The sequence below is a fragment of the uncultured Eudoraea sp. genome, from assembly GCF_947490415.1.
Taxonomy (GTDB): domain Bacteria; phylum Bacteroidota; class Bacteroidia; order Flavobacteriales; family Flavobacteriaceae; genus Eudoraea.
The window spans coordinates 463,656-478,298 of record NZ_CANLGX010000004.1; the positions used below are offsets into that span (position 1 = coordinate 463,656).

General features: G+C 36.1%; 16 protein-coding genes. 1 reads left to right on the forward strand and 15 read right to left on the reverse strand.

The genetic code is table 11. The features are described 5' to 3' along the window. Positions 1–24: 24 nt before the first annotated feature. From Q0874_RS13240 to Q0874_RS13305, 14 genes are all read right to left on the reverse strand, one after another. Positions 25–1,584, reverse strand: coding sequence for an alpha-L-arabinofuranosidase C-terminal domain-containing protein (locus tag Q0874_RS13240; RefSeq protein ID WP_299163840.1), 1,560 nt, complete (start codon positions 1,582–1,584; stop codon positions 25–27). 105 nt (positions 1,585–1,689) lie between these two features. Then, positions 1,690–2,799: a glycoside hydrolase family 43 protein gene (locus tag Q0874_RS13245; RefSeq protein WP_299163842.1), complete on the reverse strand. Its 1,110-nt coding sequence runs from the start codon at positions 2,797–2,799 to the stop codon at positions 1,690–1,692. Positions 2,800–2,927: 128 nt separating this feature from the next. Continuing rightward, positions 2,928–5,099, reverse strand: a complete 2,172-nt coding sequence (locus Q0874_RS13250; protein WP_299163844.1) for an alpha-glucuronidase family glycosyl hydrolase — start codon at positions 5,097–5,099, stop codon at positions 2,928–2,930. 143 nt (positions 5,100–5,242) lie between these two features. Next, positions 5,243–5,662, reverse strand: a complete 420-nt coding sequence (locus Q0874_RS13255; protein ID WP_299163845.1) for a VOC family protein — start codon at positions 5,660–5,662, stop codon at positions 5,243–5,245. Positions 5,663–5,716: 54 nt separating this feature from the next. Continuing rightward, positions 5,717–6,007 carry a hypothetical protein gene (locus Q0874_RS13260; protein ID WP_299163847.1) on the reverse strand — a complete coding sequence of 97 codons (291 nt, stop codon included), beginning with the start codon at positions 6,005–6,007 and terminating at the stop codon, positions 5,717–5,719. Positions 6,008–6,140: 133 nt separating this feature from the next. Beyond that, positions 6,141–6,800, reverse strand: a complete 660-nt coding sequence (locus Q0874_RS13265) for a hypothetical protein (RefSeq protein ID WP_299163849.1) — start codon at positions 6,798–6,800, stop codon at positions 6,141–6,143. Between the two features lie 8 nt (positions 6,801–6,808). Further along, complete coding sequence (locus Q0874_RS13270; protein WP_299163851.1) at positions 6,809–7,252, reverse strand: hypothetical protein; 444 nt, start codon at positions 7,250–7,252, stop codon at positions 6,809–6,811. Positions 7,253–7,425: 173 nt separating this feature from the next. Beyond that, a complete protein-coding gene (locus tag Q0874_RS13275; protein WP_299163853.1) occupies positions 7,426–7,845 on the reverse strand; it encodes a hypothetical protein in 420 nt (139 codons plus the stop codon). Between the two features lie 70 nt (positions 7,846–7,915). After that, positions 7,916–9,280 carry an MBL fold metallo-hydrolase RNA specificity domain-containing protein gene (locus Q0874_RS13280; RefSeq protein WP_299163855.1) on the reverse strand — a complete coding sequence of 455 codons (1,365 nt, stop codon included), beginning with the start codon at positions 9,278–9,280 and terminating at the stop codon, positions 7,916–7,918. 18 nt (positions 9,281–9,298) lie between these two features. Further along, a complete protein-coding gene (locus Q0874_RS13285; protein ID WP_299163857.1) occupies positions 9,299–10,141 on the reverse strand; it encodes an ATP cone domain-containing protein in 843 nt (280 codons plus the stop codon). 43 nt (positions 10,142–10,184) lie between these two features. Continuing rightward, positions 10,185–10,601: a hypothetical protein gene (locus tag Q0874_RS13290; protein WP_299163859.1), complete on the reverse strand. Its 417-nt coding sequence runs from the start codon at positions 10,599–10,601 to the stop codon at positions 10,185–10,187. A 96-nt stretch (positions 10,602–10,697) separates the two neighbouring features. Next, positions 10,698–11,546 (reverse strand): universal stress protein, encoded by an 849-nt coding sequence (locus tag Q0874_RS13295; RefSeq protein ID WP_299163861.1) that lies wholly within the window; start codon positions 11,544–11,546, stop codon positions 10,698–10,700. An 18-nt stretch (positions 11,547–11,564) separates the two neighbouring features. Further along, entirely contained in the window at positions 11,565–12,398 is an 834-nt protein-coding gene (locus Q0874_RS13300) for a universal stress protein (RefSeq protein ID WP_299163863.1), read from the reverse strand. Between the two features lie 18 nt (positions 12,399–12,416). Next, positions 12,417–13,262, reverse strand: a complete 846-nt coding sequence (locus tag Q0874_RS13305; protein WP_299163865.1) for a universal stress protein — start codon at positions 13,260–13,262, stop codon at positions 12,417–12,419. Positions 13,263–13,381: 119 nt separating this feature from the next. Here Q0874_RS13305 and trxA point away from each other — a divergent pair, with 119 nt between their 5' ends. Continuing rightward, positions 13,382–13,681, forward strand: coding sequence for a thioredoxin (gene trxA / locus Q0874_RS13310; RefSeq protein WP_299163867.1), 300 nt, complete (start codon positions 13,382–13,384; stop codon positions 13,679–13,681). Positions 13,682–13,776: 95 nt separating this feature from the next. Here trxA and Q0874_RS13315 read toward each other — a convergent pair whose 3' ends face one another. Then, entirely contained in the window at positions 13,777–14,616 is an 840-nt protein-coding gene (locus Q0874_RS13315; RefSeq protein WP_299163869.1) for a universal stress protein, read from the reverse strand. Positions 14,617–14,643: the final 27 nt, after the last annotated feature.

Here is a 14,643-nt window from a genome sequence, read left to right on the forward strand (position 1 = left end):
AGGTGTTATTTTAAATAAATATATTTAATTGTCGCTAATACTAAGTAATACTACAGATTTCGAAGGTATATTTAACTTAATCTCCGATGTATTCATTCGGTAATCCGAAAACTTCTGAATTTGAATCGATTCTTCTTTACCAAATTCATTTAGTGCATTCATTTTATCAGAAGTAATAATACTAGCGGTGATAGTTCCCCAATTTTCCATTCCAGGAATTTCAATAGATGTCGGCAAATTCCTTTTGGGATCTACATTGGCTATAGTAATATTTATATTTTTATTCTTATCTCTGGAGGCAGAAACGGACAAAGCCGGAATTTCACTATTATCATTTTTATAATTTTGTGCAGTTACTTCAGAAGGTAAATGAAGTGCATCCTGATGTACCTTATACATTTTAAATACATGGAAAGTAGGGGTCTTCACCATTTGATTCCCTCTGGTAAGTATCATGGCTTGCAATACATTTACGGTTTGAGCAATGTTTGCCATCTTAATGCGTCGGGCGTGATTATTAAAGATATTCAGGCCCAAAGCAGCCACCAGAGCATCCCTAAGGGTATTCTGCTGATAGAGAAACCCGGGGTTCGTGCCCGGTTCCACGTCATACCAGGTGCCCCACTCATCTGCAATCAAAGCTATAGTATTATCGGGGTCGTGTTCATCCATTATTGCAATATGATCTTCCAGATTTCCCTCCATCTTCAAAGTATTTTGCATGCTTTTAAACCACTCGTTTTCCACAAAATCGGTTGCAGAGCCTTTAACCTCCCAATTATTGACTATGGTATAATAGTGATAGGACAATCCATGTGCAATATTTAAATATCCGGGAGTACCCTTAATGCCGGCCATAAAGGTTTTAGTCCATTCCAAATCATCAAAGATTCCCCCGCTGGCAATTTTAAATTCTGCGTTGCAGTAGGTACTGAATCTTTTAAAGACATTGGTATAGTATTCGGCGTTCATACTTCCACCACAACCCCAGTTCTCATTACCAATACCCCAAAATTTAACATCCCAGGGACGTTCCCTGCCATTTTTACTCCGCAGTCTTGTAATTTCACTATCCTTATCAGAAGTTACATACTCTACCCACTGATAAGCATCTTTTACAGTGCCGCTGGCTATGTTGACGGCAATATAGGGTTCTGTTTGCAACAACTCACATAGTTCCAAAAACTCATGGGTTCCAAAGGAATTATCTTCCGTAACACCACCCCAAAAAGTATTCACAACAAGGGGTCTGTCCTTAACAGGTCCAATCCCATCTCTCCATTGATACTGTTCGGCAAAACACCCTCCGGGCCATCTTAACACAGGTATTTCCAATTCTCTTAGCGCCTCTACAACATCCTTTCTTATCCCATTAATATTAGGAATTTCTGAGGTTTTTCCCACATAAAAACCATCATAGATACCCCTTCCCAAATGCTCCGCAAAATGACCATAAATGTGTTTGCTTATCGTGTCTTTTGCTTTATTTATGTGTATTGTGATTTTATTTTCCTGACCAATAATGGCTTGCAATGACAGGAATAAAATTAAGAAGGGAATGGTTAGAGTTTTACAGTTTGACATTGTTTGATAATTTTTTTTAATAATTCACTGACTTTTAATTGTGTCTGTAAGTATTGTATTTATACTATGTTGGATCTCCAAGGAGAAAGATAATGGATCAAATCTTTAATCCACCATGGCATTTATAGTTTTAATGGTCCCATCTTTATTGTATAGCAATTCTGTTACCTTAACATTTCTCAAATGTGTTTTCCCTCCCGAAAGGAAGCTGTCATGATAAAACAATAACCATTTGCCATTATACTCAACTATGGAATGATGGTTGGTCCAGCCTAATACGGGCTTCAAAATGACTCCCTGATAGGTAAAAGGGCCGTAAGGATTATCACCAATACCATATGCTATATTATGAGTGTCTCCTGTTGAATAGGATAAATAATACTTTCCATTGTACTTATGAACCCATGCTGCTTCAAAGAAACGTCGTTCATTATCACCTGCCAGTAATGGGTTACCATTTTTATCAAGTATTAGCACATCTGCCGGAGTTTCTGCAAAACCCAGCATGTCATCGGTCAGCTTTGCGATTTTAGGAGTTAACGCCATCTGGTCTTCAGCCGGGTAAACATCTTCACTCATATAAGTTCCGCTGGACCATCGCTGTAACTGCCCACCCCAAATACCACCAAAATATATATAATAGACACCATCGGTATCTTCAAAAACAGCAGGATCCATACTAAAACTTCCTTCGATAGGCTTCTCTTTTGCATTAAATGGCCCAAAAGGATTTTCACTTGTGGCTACGCCAATTTTAAATATATCCGATTTATCCTTTACAGGGAAATAGAAATAATAGACACCATTTTTTTCTGCCGCATCAGGGGCCCACATCTGTCTTCCTGCCCAGGGAACGTCTCTAATGTGCAAAGCAACGCCGTGATCTATAACATTACCTCCTATACTATCCATCGAGAATACATGATAGTCGTTCATATCAAAATGACTCCCTAAATCATCTTCCGGAACACCCGATTCAAAATCGTGGGAAGGATAGATGTACAATTTCCCTTCAAATACATGTGCCGATGGATCAGCAGTATAGATATCTGAAATTAGCGGCAAAGGGTTTACCCGGATGATTGAGACAGTATCTTCGGGAAGCTCATCTATGGAAGATTCTGTTATTTTGTTTGTTGTTTTGTCCTTGCATCCAAAAAGCAGGATTGCAGCCAGCAAATTCACACTTAAGATTCTAAATTTCGAAGGATCCATAAATTGGTTTTAGTTACATTATTTAGTACTTAAAAGTTGTTGATATTATTTATCAAGGGCCTTAAGTTATGTTCTTAACAGACTGATGAAAGTTAATCAAAAAAAACGCTCATAAATGCCCTTGAATTCTAATTTCCTGGGGCATAAGGGAATTTTAAGGATTTATAATACTCCAGGTTTTCCTCTGGTCTTCCCACCCCATCTGGCAATTCTCTTCCTGAAAATGTCTGAAAATACAGAAGGCTTGCATTCCTCCACCATTTTGCCTCCTGAAGCTGAATTTCAAGAAGCATCCTTACTTCATTGTATTGATCATCAGAGATATATGTTTTTACTTGCTTCCAGGTGCTAATCATTTCTTCTACCTGGTCAACACCTTTCTGATATTTCAAAGCAAGGGCATCCCAAAGAATTCTTCCATTTTTCAACTCATAGTCCCATGGTAGATGATGAAACCACAAGAGGTATTCTTCCGGACATGTTTCCGGGTCATTAAAAATTTTAGCAATCTCAGGAGCATACTGAGATGTAGCATTGCTTCCTGTAGGGGTACGATCAAATCCAATACCGTTTTTATCGGCATTGTGATAATACGTAGGATTCCACTCAGGCCTGCTTAAATCACCCACCCATGGACCCGGACCGTAATGATGACCTGTATCCATCAAATGGTGTAAACCCATTGGGGTCATATAGTTAACAACGGCTTCCCTGGAAGCGATCATTATTCTTTTAACGGGCTTGACAAATTCTGAATTATTGGAATAGGTTAAGCGCAACCATTCTTCGGCAATGGTTTCAGAACTCAGATAAGGATCCCACGCCAAACGTCCATATCCATACCAGTTCGCCTGCGCAAATGGATGCCCGGTCCAATTCATATCTGTCCCAATATTTGCCACTCCGGCCATTCCGGATATTTTTTTATTGAATAACGATCCATCGATAACTTTAGCCACTGTGCTATTTTTGCCTTTTCGATAGGTCTCAGCGTCTAACACTTCTTCGTACAGTTTAGGAAGAAATACCAAATGGGAACTAAAACCAAGATATTCCTGGGTAATTTGGAACTCCATAACCAGTGGTGTATTGGGCATAGCTCCAAACATCGGATGAAAAGGCTCTCTCGGTTGAAAATCAATTGGCCCGTTCTTTACCTGAACCAAAACATTATCCAGGAAATTACCATCATAGGGTACAAATTCTGTAAAGGCCTGTTTTGCCCTGTCTGTTGCATCCGTTTCAGAATACACAAAGGCTCTCCAAATTACCAATCCATCAAATGGTTTTAATGCAGTTGCCAGCATATTTGCCCCATCTACATGGGTTCTTCCATAATTCTGTGGGCCGGGTTGTCCTTCGGAATTTGCCTTAACCAAAAATCCTCCAAAGTCCGGGATATATTTATAAACCTCTGTCACTTTATTATTCCACCATTTAATTACGTCCTTATCCAAAGGGTCTGCAGTATTTAATCCTCCTATTTCAATGGGAGCAGAAAACCTGGCCGTTAAATATACTTTTATCCCATACGGCCTAAAAACATCAGCTAAAGCAGCCACCTTTTCTAAATAAGCAGAAGTTAATACAAGGGCATTTGCATTTACATTAGTTAATACAGTGGCATTAATACCTATTGAGGCATTAGCCCGCGCATAGTCTTTATAGCGCTGGTCTATATATTTTGGTAGTTTCTGCCAGTTCCAAAGCGAAAACCCGGCATATCCGCGTTCTATGGTGCGGTCAAGGTTGTCCCAATGATTAAGCATTCGTAAATCAATTTTTGGTGCTTCTATGAGATTAATCTCATCGAGTGATTTTTGCATTTTCATCAATTGCAAAAATTTAAATACTCCGTAAAGTATCCCTGTATCTGCGTTCGCTGAAATCAATAAAATATTCTTTCCATCTACTGACACAGATTTAATAATAAACCCTTCTTTGCCAATTTGTTCAAAATAGCCTTTTAGTGCACTCTGTAACTCCTGGTTAAGACCATCTTTCTTAACCACCCACATGGTATTCGATAAATTGGGGGAATCCTGTATATCGGATGCTTGTCCCAGCATTGCATCAAGACCCTTGACAAGTTCTTTTTCCGCATTTAGAAGAATGCTATTGCCTCCTGAGAAAAATATAGAATTTGTCACCTTTTGATACTCCGATAATATTGTTGGTTCTCTTATTTCAGAGTATTCCAACCACAAATCGTATCCGGCTGGAGTCTGTGAACTGCTAATAGCTATTGAAAGTAAAGCAAATACATAAAACAGTTTTAAGTGGGAAAAGGAGATATTCATCTTTAAGGATATCTATTTTTAGATTTAAGTAACTATTGTACGGCCAGGAACTAAGATGGCTTAAGGTTAAATTATTACTACATGGGTTATTTCGAAAAATGTACTGATAGGTAACTGTAAACCACTTTGCAAGTTTCTAGTTACTAATAATCAGTTGAAAAAATCTCATCATCCGTTGAAAAACTTTTAAACTCTACCATATAACCATTTGGGTCCCTTACAAAAAAAGACAAATGTTCCCCTGTCTTATCTTTCAAAAAAGTAGCTTCTTTTGTTATTTCAAGATCCATTTCTGACAATCTGCCATACAAATTCTTCCATACCTCTGCATTAACTATTACTCCAAAGTGGAATGAGGGAAGTACATGATCACTAAATCGGTAACTCTTAAAGTCAAAATTAAAATTTCCTGCCTGGGTAAAAGTCAATTGATTTCCATAAAGATTTATATCCAGCCAATTCTCTCCCGATCTTCCTGTTTCTGCCTTAAGGATTTCCAGGTAAAATTTCCTGGTTTCTTTAATATTGATGCAAGGGAGGGCAAGATGGAATTTTGAATTCATTGTTTGGTTTTGTTTGGTGAGTAACTTTTAATCGACTAAATAAGAGTTGTTCCTTTATTCTTCCTCATCCTCGATGTCTTCTATTGACAATTCATTCTCAACATCTTCTTCTATTATTTCATCTTCTTCCAGGTCATGATCTTCCATAGCTGCGACCAGACGTTTACTGACTTTTACCAGATATATAGTATCATCCGTCCTTACTTCAACGCATTCCACTATTTCGTTTAATGCGTTTTTAAAGGTGATAATATGGTCATCATCATATCCATCAGGGTATTTGGTAACGAGAAGATCCAGGATGTCCTTATTTAGCTTTTTAAAATCTACGATTACACGTCGCATGTTTAGGGTCTCTTTTATCGTTTAAATTACAAATTTAATTGATATGTAAGAGTAAAATATTAACTATAGCCATCCCTGGCTTTAAGGAGTATATAAAATGAAATTACCAATCTATAGTAAAATGCAATGGCGGCTAAAGGTTAGTTGAATCTTCTTCGTCCGCTTCTTTATGAAAAATCAAATCCTGTTCCTCCATGGCCAAAACCACAAGTTGTATATAATCATCTATCACATTTTTTATATTTGAAGGGTCTGTAATATCTATAATACCGCGCCAAATGAGTTCACGTTCCTTCCCCACACAGATACAGTAAAGGGCAGTCTCTGCATGGTAAACCTTATACTGATCATAATAATTCTCATCATAATAAATATCCTGATGTGATAAATAATCGTCTTTGAAATTATCATAATAACTATTTATATCAACCATTTCTTTTCTAAAGGTCTCTATATCTTCTGAACCAAGAATTTTGGTAAATAAAATAGCATCAAAATCTTTATCCAGGAGGGATTGTTCCACTTCATCAAGTTCTTCTTCAGACCTTTGAGAATCAGTAAATTCAACATCAAATAAATCCACACTGCGCATGGCTTCCACGCCCCTATTGGTAAATTCCTTCTTCATTTTAGTTTCGAATCCTTCCTGCGCTTTAGAATTAGAGGTCATCCCCACAATAAGTACTTTGCTGGCATCGAAAATTACAATGTCCGGATTTTTCCAATTATCCACCAATTCGGTGGACGAACACCCCATGAATAGTAATGCGACTAAAATAAGTGCTTTTTTCATTGCTATAATTAATTTAATAATCGCTTTTGTTTCTCCTTCTTCAGTACACTTGATACTAAGTCAAAAAGTTTTGTTTTGATTTCCCTGTATTCTTCTTTATAATGATCCATGCTGCTGGTCAATTCTCTATGGGTGTCGCGGTAAGCCTTTTCCAATTCTATTTGATCAACATCATCAATCATGATTTCCAGTTTATTTTCATGAGCCTGAACCTTTTTCATAAGTGAAACGGCTTCCTTCTCAAGATCAGAAAGAGTAGTTACAATGGCTTTACTTTTTCCAAAAATTTTTGAATCAACCAATTGTACGGTATAATGCTTTACCAGATTGTTTAAAAACAATTGCTCATCCTTCATAAATCTTAATTCCGATAGCCAAAGTAAGGTTGTCCTATGCATCTCTTCTGGATCTATCCATTCAATATAACGATGCGTGTTTTCTTTGATTTTCATTTTGTTAAATTTTAAAATAGCACATAGTTAAACTCTAATTGTATTGAAATCTATAATTCAATTCCTTTAAAATATTGTATAGGAATATTTATTATGAGCTTCCAATTTAGTTTTTTGTTAAACCAAACGAAATGATAAATATCAGGTAGGTAAAAGGCTAGTTGGTATTAATTTTAGTCCGGTCTTCGACTCTTTAAAATTCCGCCGGCATAATTGAATATCTCCGATTTTAGGATTTGAAACTGCTGAAAACAATTTGCTACATTGGCTTTTAGCTTCTCATGTTCCACATGAATATCTTCATCACATTTGCTGTTTCTGCATTCAATGGACCCCCCCAGATTATTCTCATGTTGAACCATAAGATTTTGTACATTAGTCTTATCAATTTTAATAAGCTTCAGACGCTCGAGAAAGTCTTGCAAACGCTCAAACAAATTGGACGTATTGGGCTCAAATACATAGGAGTGAAGAAGTTGTTCAATAAATACTAATTCATCGTTCATTAAGGAAAAGGAAGATTTCCATTTCTGTGCATCTAAATGTAATTTTTGAATTGTATCCAGTTTTTGATCTTCCGTTTTATTTTCCATACTTATGAATCTGATATTTTAAAGCTACTTCTGTGCAAAAGTATGAGCAATGATAAAAATCATGTGGTTATCAAAAAATAAGTTCCACCGTTTCAAATATTTCAGGAATATGAACATTCCATTTATATACATCTGTAATTTTAATTTTAAATTCTTGTAAGGCTTCCTGCTCTCCATGAATCAGAAAAACACGTTCCGGAATATTTTTAATAGAACCCATCCAATCCAGCAACTCTTTTTGATCTGCATGGGCTGATAAACTTTCTTCATGATGAATACTGGCTTTCACCGAAAAGTATTTTCCAAAGATCTTAAGTTCATGAGCCCCTTCCAAAAGCGCTCTTCCCCTTGTTCCTTCGGCCATGTAACCAACCAATAAAATATTAGTCTTAGGATTATCTACCAATTGTTGTAAATAAGTGAGAATTCTTCCACCCGTGACCATTCCGCTTCCGGCAATAACGATTTTTGGTCTGGGATCGTCTATGGTCTCCCATGTTTGTCTGTAGGAATCAACAATATTTACATGGGCACACATTGCCTTATATTCTTTTGGAGATAGCTTATGCCAATTTGGGAAACGTTCGAATATGGAAAGTACATTGCTGCCCATAGGGCTATCAATAAAGACAGGAATATTTGGTATTTTATTCTTCCTGTAAAGCTTCCAGAATAAATACATCAGTGACTGTAAACGTTCTACGGCAAAAGAAGGAATGAGGAGGTTTCCTCCTTCATAAAGTGTTTTATTAACGAGGGCGACCAGTCTATCCTCGACACTATCTTTCGGGTGTAATTTATTTCCATAGGTACTTTCAACAAAAAGAAAATCTGCCCACTCAGGTTTAACCGGTGGATCTAACAAAATATCATTTGGCCTTCCAACATCTCCGGAAAAAACAAAAAGCTTACCTGAAATTTCTATTTCGATAAAAGTAGAGCCAATTATATGTCCGTTAAATCTGAATCTATACCGGATATTTTCAGAAAGTGGTGTCCATTGGTTTATTTCTTCAGGTCTAAATAGCACTATTGCATTTTCTGCATCTTGTATGCTATACAATGGTAAAGCCGGGCTGTGCTTACTATACTTCTCTTTATTTGCTATTTCTGCTTCTTCTTCATTTATCTTAGCACTATCCAGCAATATTATTCTGGTTATTGCCAGTGTAGGGGCGGTTCCGATAATTTTACCTTTAAATCCCGCCTTTACCAATCTGGGTAAATAACCCGTATGATCTAAATGACCATGTGTTAATAAAATAACATCTATTAAGTCGACCGAAACAGGCAATGGTTCCCAATTTGATTTTCTAAGGTCCTTCCTCCCCTGGAACATCCCACAATCTATGAGAATGTTTTTCTCATCTGTTTCAAGATAAAATTTAGATCCTGTTACCGTACCCGCAGCCCCTAAAAAATGTACTTTAACCATTATATCGAATTAATTGGATCAAATCTTACAAAGCATACCTACTTCGTGAAGAATTTTGGCTTTCCTTGTATCTGAGACCCCCAAATGGTCGAGATAAAAGCTATCTTTTAGCAATTCACGACATAAGACCACATCACGACTTAACAAAAATTGTTTCTCTCTTTTGGTCAAAAGTGATGAAACCGTAATTGGATATAGACCAAGCCTGTCTATACGGTCTTTTAAACTATCCCCTTTTGGATAATCCCAACTTAGGAGATAAAGTCCCATACAATTACCATATAAAATAGCGTCTTTGGTAAAGCGCGTATTGGTGGCAACCCAGCATTCGTCGGGCTCTTTAATATTTGAAATATCATTAAATCCTGCATTTTTTATATCCTGATATCTGGAATAAATATATAAGGGAATCTTAACATTGCAATTGCGACCTTGTTCCCCGTGAAATTTGCATTCAATAATTATAAGCGCTCCGTTTTTTTCTGCAATTACGTCTATTTCATGGCCAACACATTTCCCTGCAACGGTCTTGCCAACTCGAGTTTTATATCCCGCATAAATTAATATAGCACTTAAAAATTTTTCAAACGGGAAACCTGTGGGGCCTAACTCATATATGGCTTTTTTAAGTTTATATTTCGAAGCGAATACTGGCTTTTCGCGTCTTAACAGACTATAGGCTCTGTTATATACTTCTCTGGTTGTGATTCCATCATACAGTTCTTCCTTAACTAGAGTTAAAATTTGATTAATCAAATCATCGTCTACACCACTTCGTTTTAGAGAAGAACGTAACTTCTCTTCTGAGAATAGTACTCTGTCACCCGAAGCCTTAACTATGAAAAAACCTTCATTTGTCATTATGTCCTGCAATTGAGATGGTCCCTAATAAATTTGTAAAATCCTAAGCTCTGCTTTTTTTATTAAAAAATTCTCTGACCATCGCTTTTACCTGATTTTCAGTCATACTATCTGCTTTCTCTACTGTCTTAACTTTCAATGCCAGAGATTTGTAGTTTTCATCTAATTCCTTGTAAAATTTGGAATTGGTATCTGCGGGACCATAAATTGCTATCGCTTCTGCATCTTCAATTGCCTTCGCCAATTCCTTAAAATATAATTTCAATTGATGTTTCTCTCTTTCCAGGTATTTACTATCCTGCACTACATCCTGAGGACCCCATTTTGTCCTGGATCGAGCTCCGCCTTTTGGATGGAAGAATTCAATTTCTGAATAAATAGTGTTGAATCTAACATCTTCATCCCTTATAGTCACTAAATGAGCCTTTTCTTTATCTAACCATATTCCTATTTTCTTCATGGATATATTATTGTGAATTAATATTGTGTTCGAGTATCGGAATTATTATGTTTCTATAAAACTAAATCCAAACCATCATTTGTCCTAAGATAGTGATCAGTCGGTATACGGGAGAATAAGAAAAGGTATATTGATATTAAAACTGACTTTCTCAAGAACCGGTTCACGGGTTAATTTCTCTAAAAAACCGTGTTGGTAATGAATCATTGTCAGCATATCGATACCCAATTCGTCAATAAAATCTGTTATTGCTCTGGTTTTATTGGCAAAATCTGGCATCCAGTGAATAGAATGCCTTATATCGCCTAAATACTCTCTAAGAATATATAAATTGGATTTCTGCACCGGGCTTAGTCTTTCTTCTTCATTTATATGAACGATACGTACAGACGAATCACAAGTCGAAGCAAATGTCAGAAGAGGTTGTAACAATTTAGCATTGTAATTCTTCTTGTAGTCTGTTGCAAAAGCAATCTCTTTAGGTAAAACAAATTCTTTTTCCCCAGGTATGGTGAGTATTGGACAATCCTTAATAGCGTTAATGGATTTGATTACATTACTAGCTAAAAAAATGGATTTGGTTCCCGTCTTCCCTTTATTACCCATCACAATAAGATCTGCATTCGTCTCTTTAATTGCCTGCTGCAGAGCATCAATTAAATTTTCATTTTTTGAATGAATACCAAAATGATGATTACTATTCCCTGTATCAAGATTAATTCTATGTAAAAAGGAATATAAACCCTCCATAGACTCTTCTCCCAGTTGTTGTAATAAACTTAAATTACGGCCCGCAGCCTGGCAATTGCTTTTTAGCGGGGTTTGCTCGGTATAAGCATTGAGAATATGGAATGAACAATTGTAATTTTTAAACAATTGCGTGGCGTAAAAAAGTGCGTTATAGGCATTGTTGGAAAAATCTGTGGCAACAAGAATATTTTTCATCTAAATTTCAGAGTTACATTAAGGAATAACCATAAAAGGGATGCTAACATGAAACCCTATTTTCTTGATAACCGGCTCTATAAAAAGACTTTCCAAAAAGGTGTGTTTGTTCTGGATCATTGCCAACATGTTCATTTTGTTCTTTAGTTGGAAATTATTTATTCCTGTTATGATTTCCTGATTAGGGAGGTCATGGAATTTATGAGGGATTTTTTCTAATATCTTTTCCAGTTTGGCCTTATTTTTCAATTGAAATTCGGTAAGATCATAGCCGCTTGAAATATGAATAACTTCAATACTGGAATTGTGTATTTTGGCTAAATAAAGAAGACCTTCTAATTGTTTTTCACTGTACTCAACTTCATAGTCCGTTGGAAAAAGTATTTCTTTAGGTGTTTCATATTCAAAATCCGCAGGAATTGCAATCACAGGGCAGGTAGCTTTTTTAATAACATGCACTGTATGTGTACCGAGGAAAATTTCTTTTGCACCTGTTGCTCCCTGGGTACCCATAATAACCAAATCAGCTTCTTCACTGGCAACCATTGCAGCCACCTCATCAACAAGGATATTGAAAGCAGAGTGTGTTATTATAGTGTGTTTTGGATTCTTAAACTCCTTTTCAAGTTTTTTTTGAAGTTCTTCAAGTTGATTTATGGACTCTGATTGGTAAATATCTCCCAGACCGATTTGACCGGGGCTGTGTAACAAATATTCTGTTTGGTAAATAGCTGGCGTATACGTATTCATAAGATAAAAAGTTGCCTTTTCATCCTTTAAGAGGTTCAGAGCATAAGAGATAGCATTATATGCATTATAGGAAAAATCGGTAGGAAGAATTATTTTTTTCATCGGTACATATTTTAAATGTTAACGGGACAGATTTTGTAAAACCAAAAATGGTATTTTTATGTGTAAACCTATTTTTTCAATAGTGGATTGATGCAACATTAGCTCAAGATGTGAATATCTGGAATTGACCATTACCAGCAGGTCTATTTCTTTATGTACAATATATTTTGTGATGGCAATGGTTTTATCCTTCCCTTCTGTTGTTTCAAAAAACAAGTTGGCCTTGTACAAACATTCTTTTAAAAATCGCATGTTATCTTCCTGCCGAAGCGATAGCTTCTTATTAGCATCAATATAAAGCATATGAATGGATGACCTAAAGGAACCTGTGAGTTCACACAATAGTTTTAATTCTCTCCTCTTATGAGGCACTAAATAATCTGAGGGGAACAATATTTCTTTTGGTGGATGGTATTTGTAATTTTCGGGAATTGCCAGTACAGGACATTGTACGTATTTCAAAACCTGAATTGTCTTACTGCCAAAGGTTATTGTTCTGTCATTAGTTTCACCCCTTGTCCCCATTATCACAATATCCGCATTCTCCATATTTATAAGATCATTGATCTCATCGGTAAGTGTTCCAAAGGCCGAAATTGCCTTAAACTTATGCCTTGGGTTAGGCGAATACTCAAATATGTCTTTTAAAATTTTTGCTAGTTCTTTTTCGGATTTCTTATAGGTTACCTCCTTTAGCTCATCTAACTTACTTCGTATAACCACCCGGTCTTGCTGGTATACCTCATCTGCATATGCGTGTAGAATATAAAAGTCGCATCTTGTGTATTTGAATATTTGACAGGCATATTTGAGCGCATTAAATGCATTCTTAGAAAAATCTGTGGGCACTACAACTTTCCTCATATCCAAATTATCTTAATAACCGCTCTAAAAATAACACTAAGCAAGACAAGAAACCATGACATTAATCAGTTACTGAATTCTATAACTTTTCTAATTTAGCAATATGTAATTATAAGAAAATGAAACAAAATTTTGGAAAATTAACAGCCGGCAATATTCCTGTTCTTGTAGATTTTTATGCAGATTGGTGCGGACCCTGTAAAATGCTGGGGCCCATCCTTAAACAGGTAAAAGAAGAATTGGGAGATAAAATCAAAATAATAAAGATAGATGTGGATAAAAATCAATCCATTGCTGCTAAATATCAGGTAAGGGGTGTTCCAACAATGCTGCTATTCAAGGATAAAAAGCAAGTATGGAGACAATCTGGCGTTGTGCCAAAAGATGAAATTATTAATATCGTCGAATCCTACAGGTAATTATATTACAACTTGAGTATCGTTTTCAATTAAGGTTTTTATTGAACATATTATACAAGGCGAGTACCTAACCACATCATCATTTCCATCATCCATCATTCGTGCAATACCAAAAATGGGATATCCGTATGGTAACTAATTTCTTCTACGGCAGGCCTAAAGAGAATTCGCTGAAAAAAGTTAAGATTTTTAGCCACCATGGCCACAAGATCTATATCTCTGCTTTCAACAAAACACTGAACGGAAGTTTCCAATTTGGAACCGGTTAAGGAATGGAAACTATGGTCAATTCCTCTCAGGTAATCATGTAAAAAATCTTTATTACGCAATTGTTCTTCACTCAACATTTCACCTTTTTTAGAAATATGAACAACTCTTAATACAGAGTTATTCATTGTTGCCATCTCAATTAGAGTGTCCAGGACTTTAATATCATAGGCAATGTGAAAATCTGTCGGGAAGGCTATTTCCTTTGGTCTTTTATAGAGGCTATTTTCAGGTACTGCCAGTAAGGGACATTTTACTTTAGTAATCACATCGCCTGTATTGCTGCCCATTGCAGCCTTTTTAAGTCCTGATGAACCTTTAGTACCCATGATAATAAGGTCAATCTTTTTGTCTTCAACTTCCCTTTTAATACCATCCACAAAAAAGTCATACTTTGCTATCGGAACAAAGGAATGTAAATCATTTTTGTGATGCTCTCCAATATACTTTAAAAGTTTTTTAAGGTCTTTTTTGCTCTCAGTTAAGACTGTTTCCTTAAGAAGTACAGAGGTTCCCTTAACTGAAGTCCCGGCACCTGAATATGGTGGTATCGGGTTGATGTGCATAATGTGAAAAATACACTTGGTTTTTTTAAATAATTCAAGCCCGTAATTAATTGCATTACGTGAATTTTTGGAAAAATCTGTCGGGATTAAAATACGTTGCATCTTAGTCTGATTTGTTATATAAACAAA

Bases quoted from the DNA above. Each gene is read 5' to 3' on its own strand.
- Q0874_RS13300 (WP_299163863.1), bottom strand. From the start codon at position 12,398: ATGAAAAAAATAATTCTTCCTACCGATTTTTCCTATAATGCATATAAT.
- Q0874_RS13260 (WP_299163847.1), bottom strand. From the start codon at position 6,007: ATGCGACGTGTAATCGTAGATTTTAAAAAGCTAAATAAGGACATCCTG.
- Q0874_RS13265 (WP_299163849.1), bottom strand. From the start codon at position 6,800: ATGAAAAAAGCACTTATTTTAGTCGCATTACTATTCATGGGGTGTTCG.
- Q0874_RS13275 (WP_299163853.1), bottom strand. From the start codon at position 7,845: ATGGAAAATAAAACGGAAGATCAAAAACTGGATACAATTCAAAAATTA.
- Q0874_RS13280 (WP_299163855.1), bottom strand. From the start codon at position 9,280: ATGGTTAAAGTACATTTTTTAGGGGCTGCGGGTACGGTAACAGGATCT.
- Q0874_RS13315 (WP_299163869.1), bottom strand. From the start codon at position 14,616: ATGCAACGTATTTTAATCCCGACAGATTTTTCCAAAAATTCACGTAAT.
- Q0874_RS13240 (WP_299163840.1), bottom strand. From the start codon at position 1,584: ATGTCAAACTGTAAAACTCTAACCATTCCCTTCTTAATTTTATTCCTG.
- Q0874_RS13245 (WP_299163842.1), bottom strand. From the start codon at position 2,799: ATGGATCCTTCGAAATTTAGAATCTTAAGTGTGAATTTGCTGGCTGCA.
- Q0874_RS13290 (WP_299163859.1), bottom strand. From the start codon at position 10,601: ATGAAGAAAATAGGAATATGGTTAGATAAAGAAAAGGCTCATTTAGTG.
- Q0874_RS13285 (WP_299163857.1), bottom strand. From the start codon at position 10,141: ATGACAAATGAAGGTTTTTTCATAGTTAAGGCTTCGGGTGACAGAGTA.
- Q0874_RS13270 (WP_299163851.1), bottom strand. From the start codon at position 7,252: ATGAAAATCAAAGAAAACACGCATCGTTATATTGAATGGATAGATCCA.
- trxA (WP_299163867.1), top strand. From the start codon at position 13,382: ATGAAACAAAATTTTGGAAAATTAACAGCCGGCAATATTCCTGTTCTT.
- Q0874_RS13295 (WP_299163861.1), bottom strand. From the start codon at position 11,546: ATGAAAAATATTCTTGTTGCCACAGATTTTTCCAACAATGCCTATAAC.
- Q0874_RS13305 (WP_299163865.1), bottom strand. From the start codon at position 13,262: ATGAGGAAAGTTGTAGTGCCCACAGATTTTTCTAAGAATGCATTTAAT.
- Q0874_RS13250 (WP_299163844.1), bottom strand. From the start codon at position 5,099: ATGAATATCTCCTTTTCCCACTTAAAACTGTTTTATGTATTTGCTTTA.
- Q0874_RS13255 (WP_299163845.1), bottom strand. From the start codon at position 5,662: ATGAATTCAAAATTCCATCTTGCCCTCCCTTGCATCAATATTAAAGAA.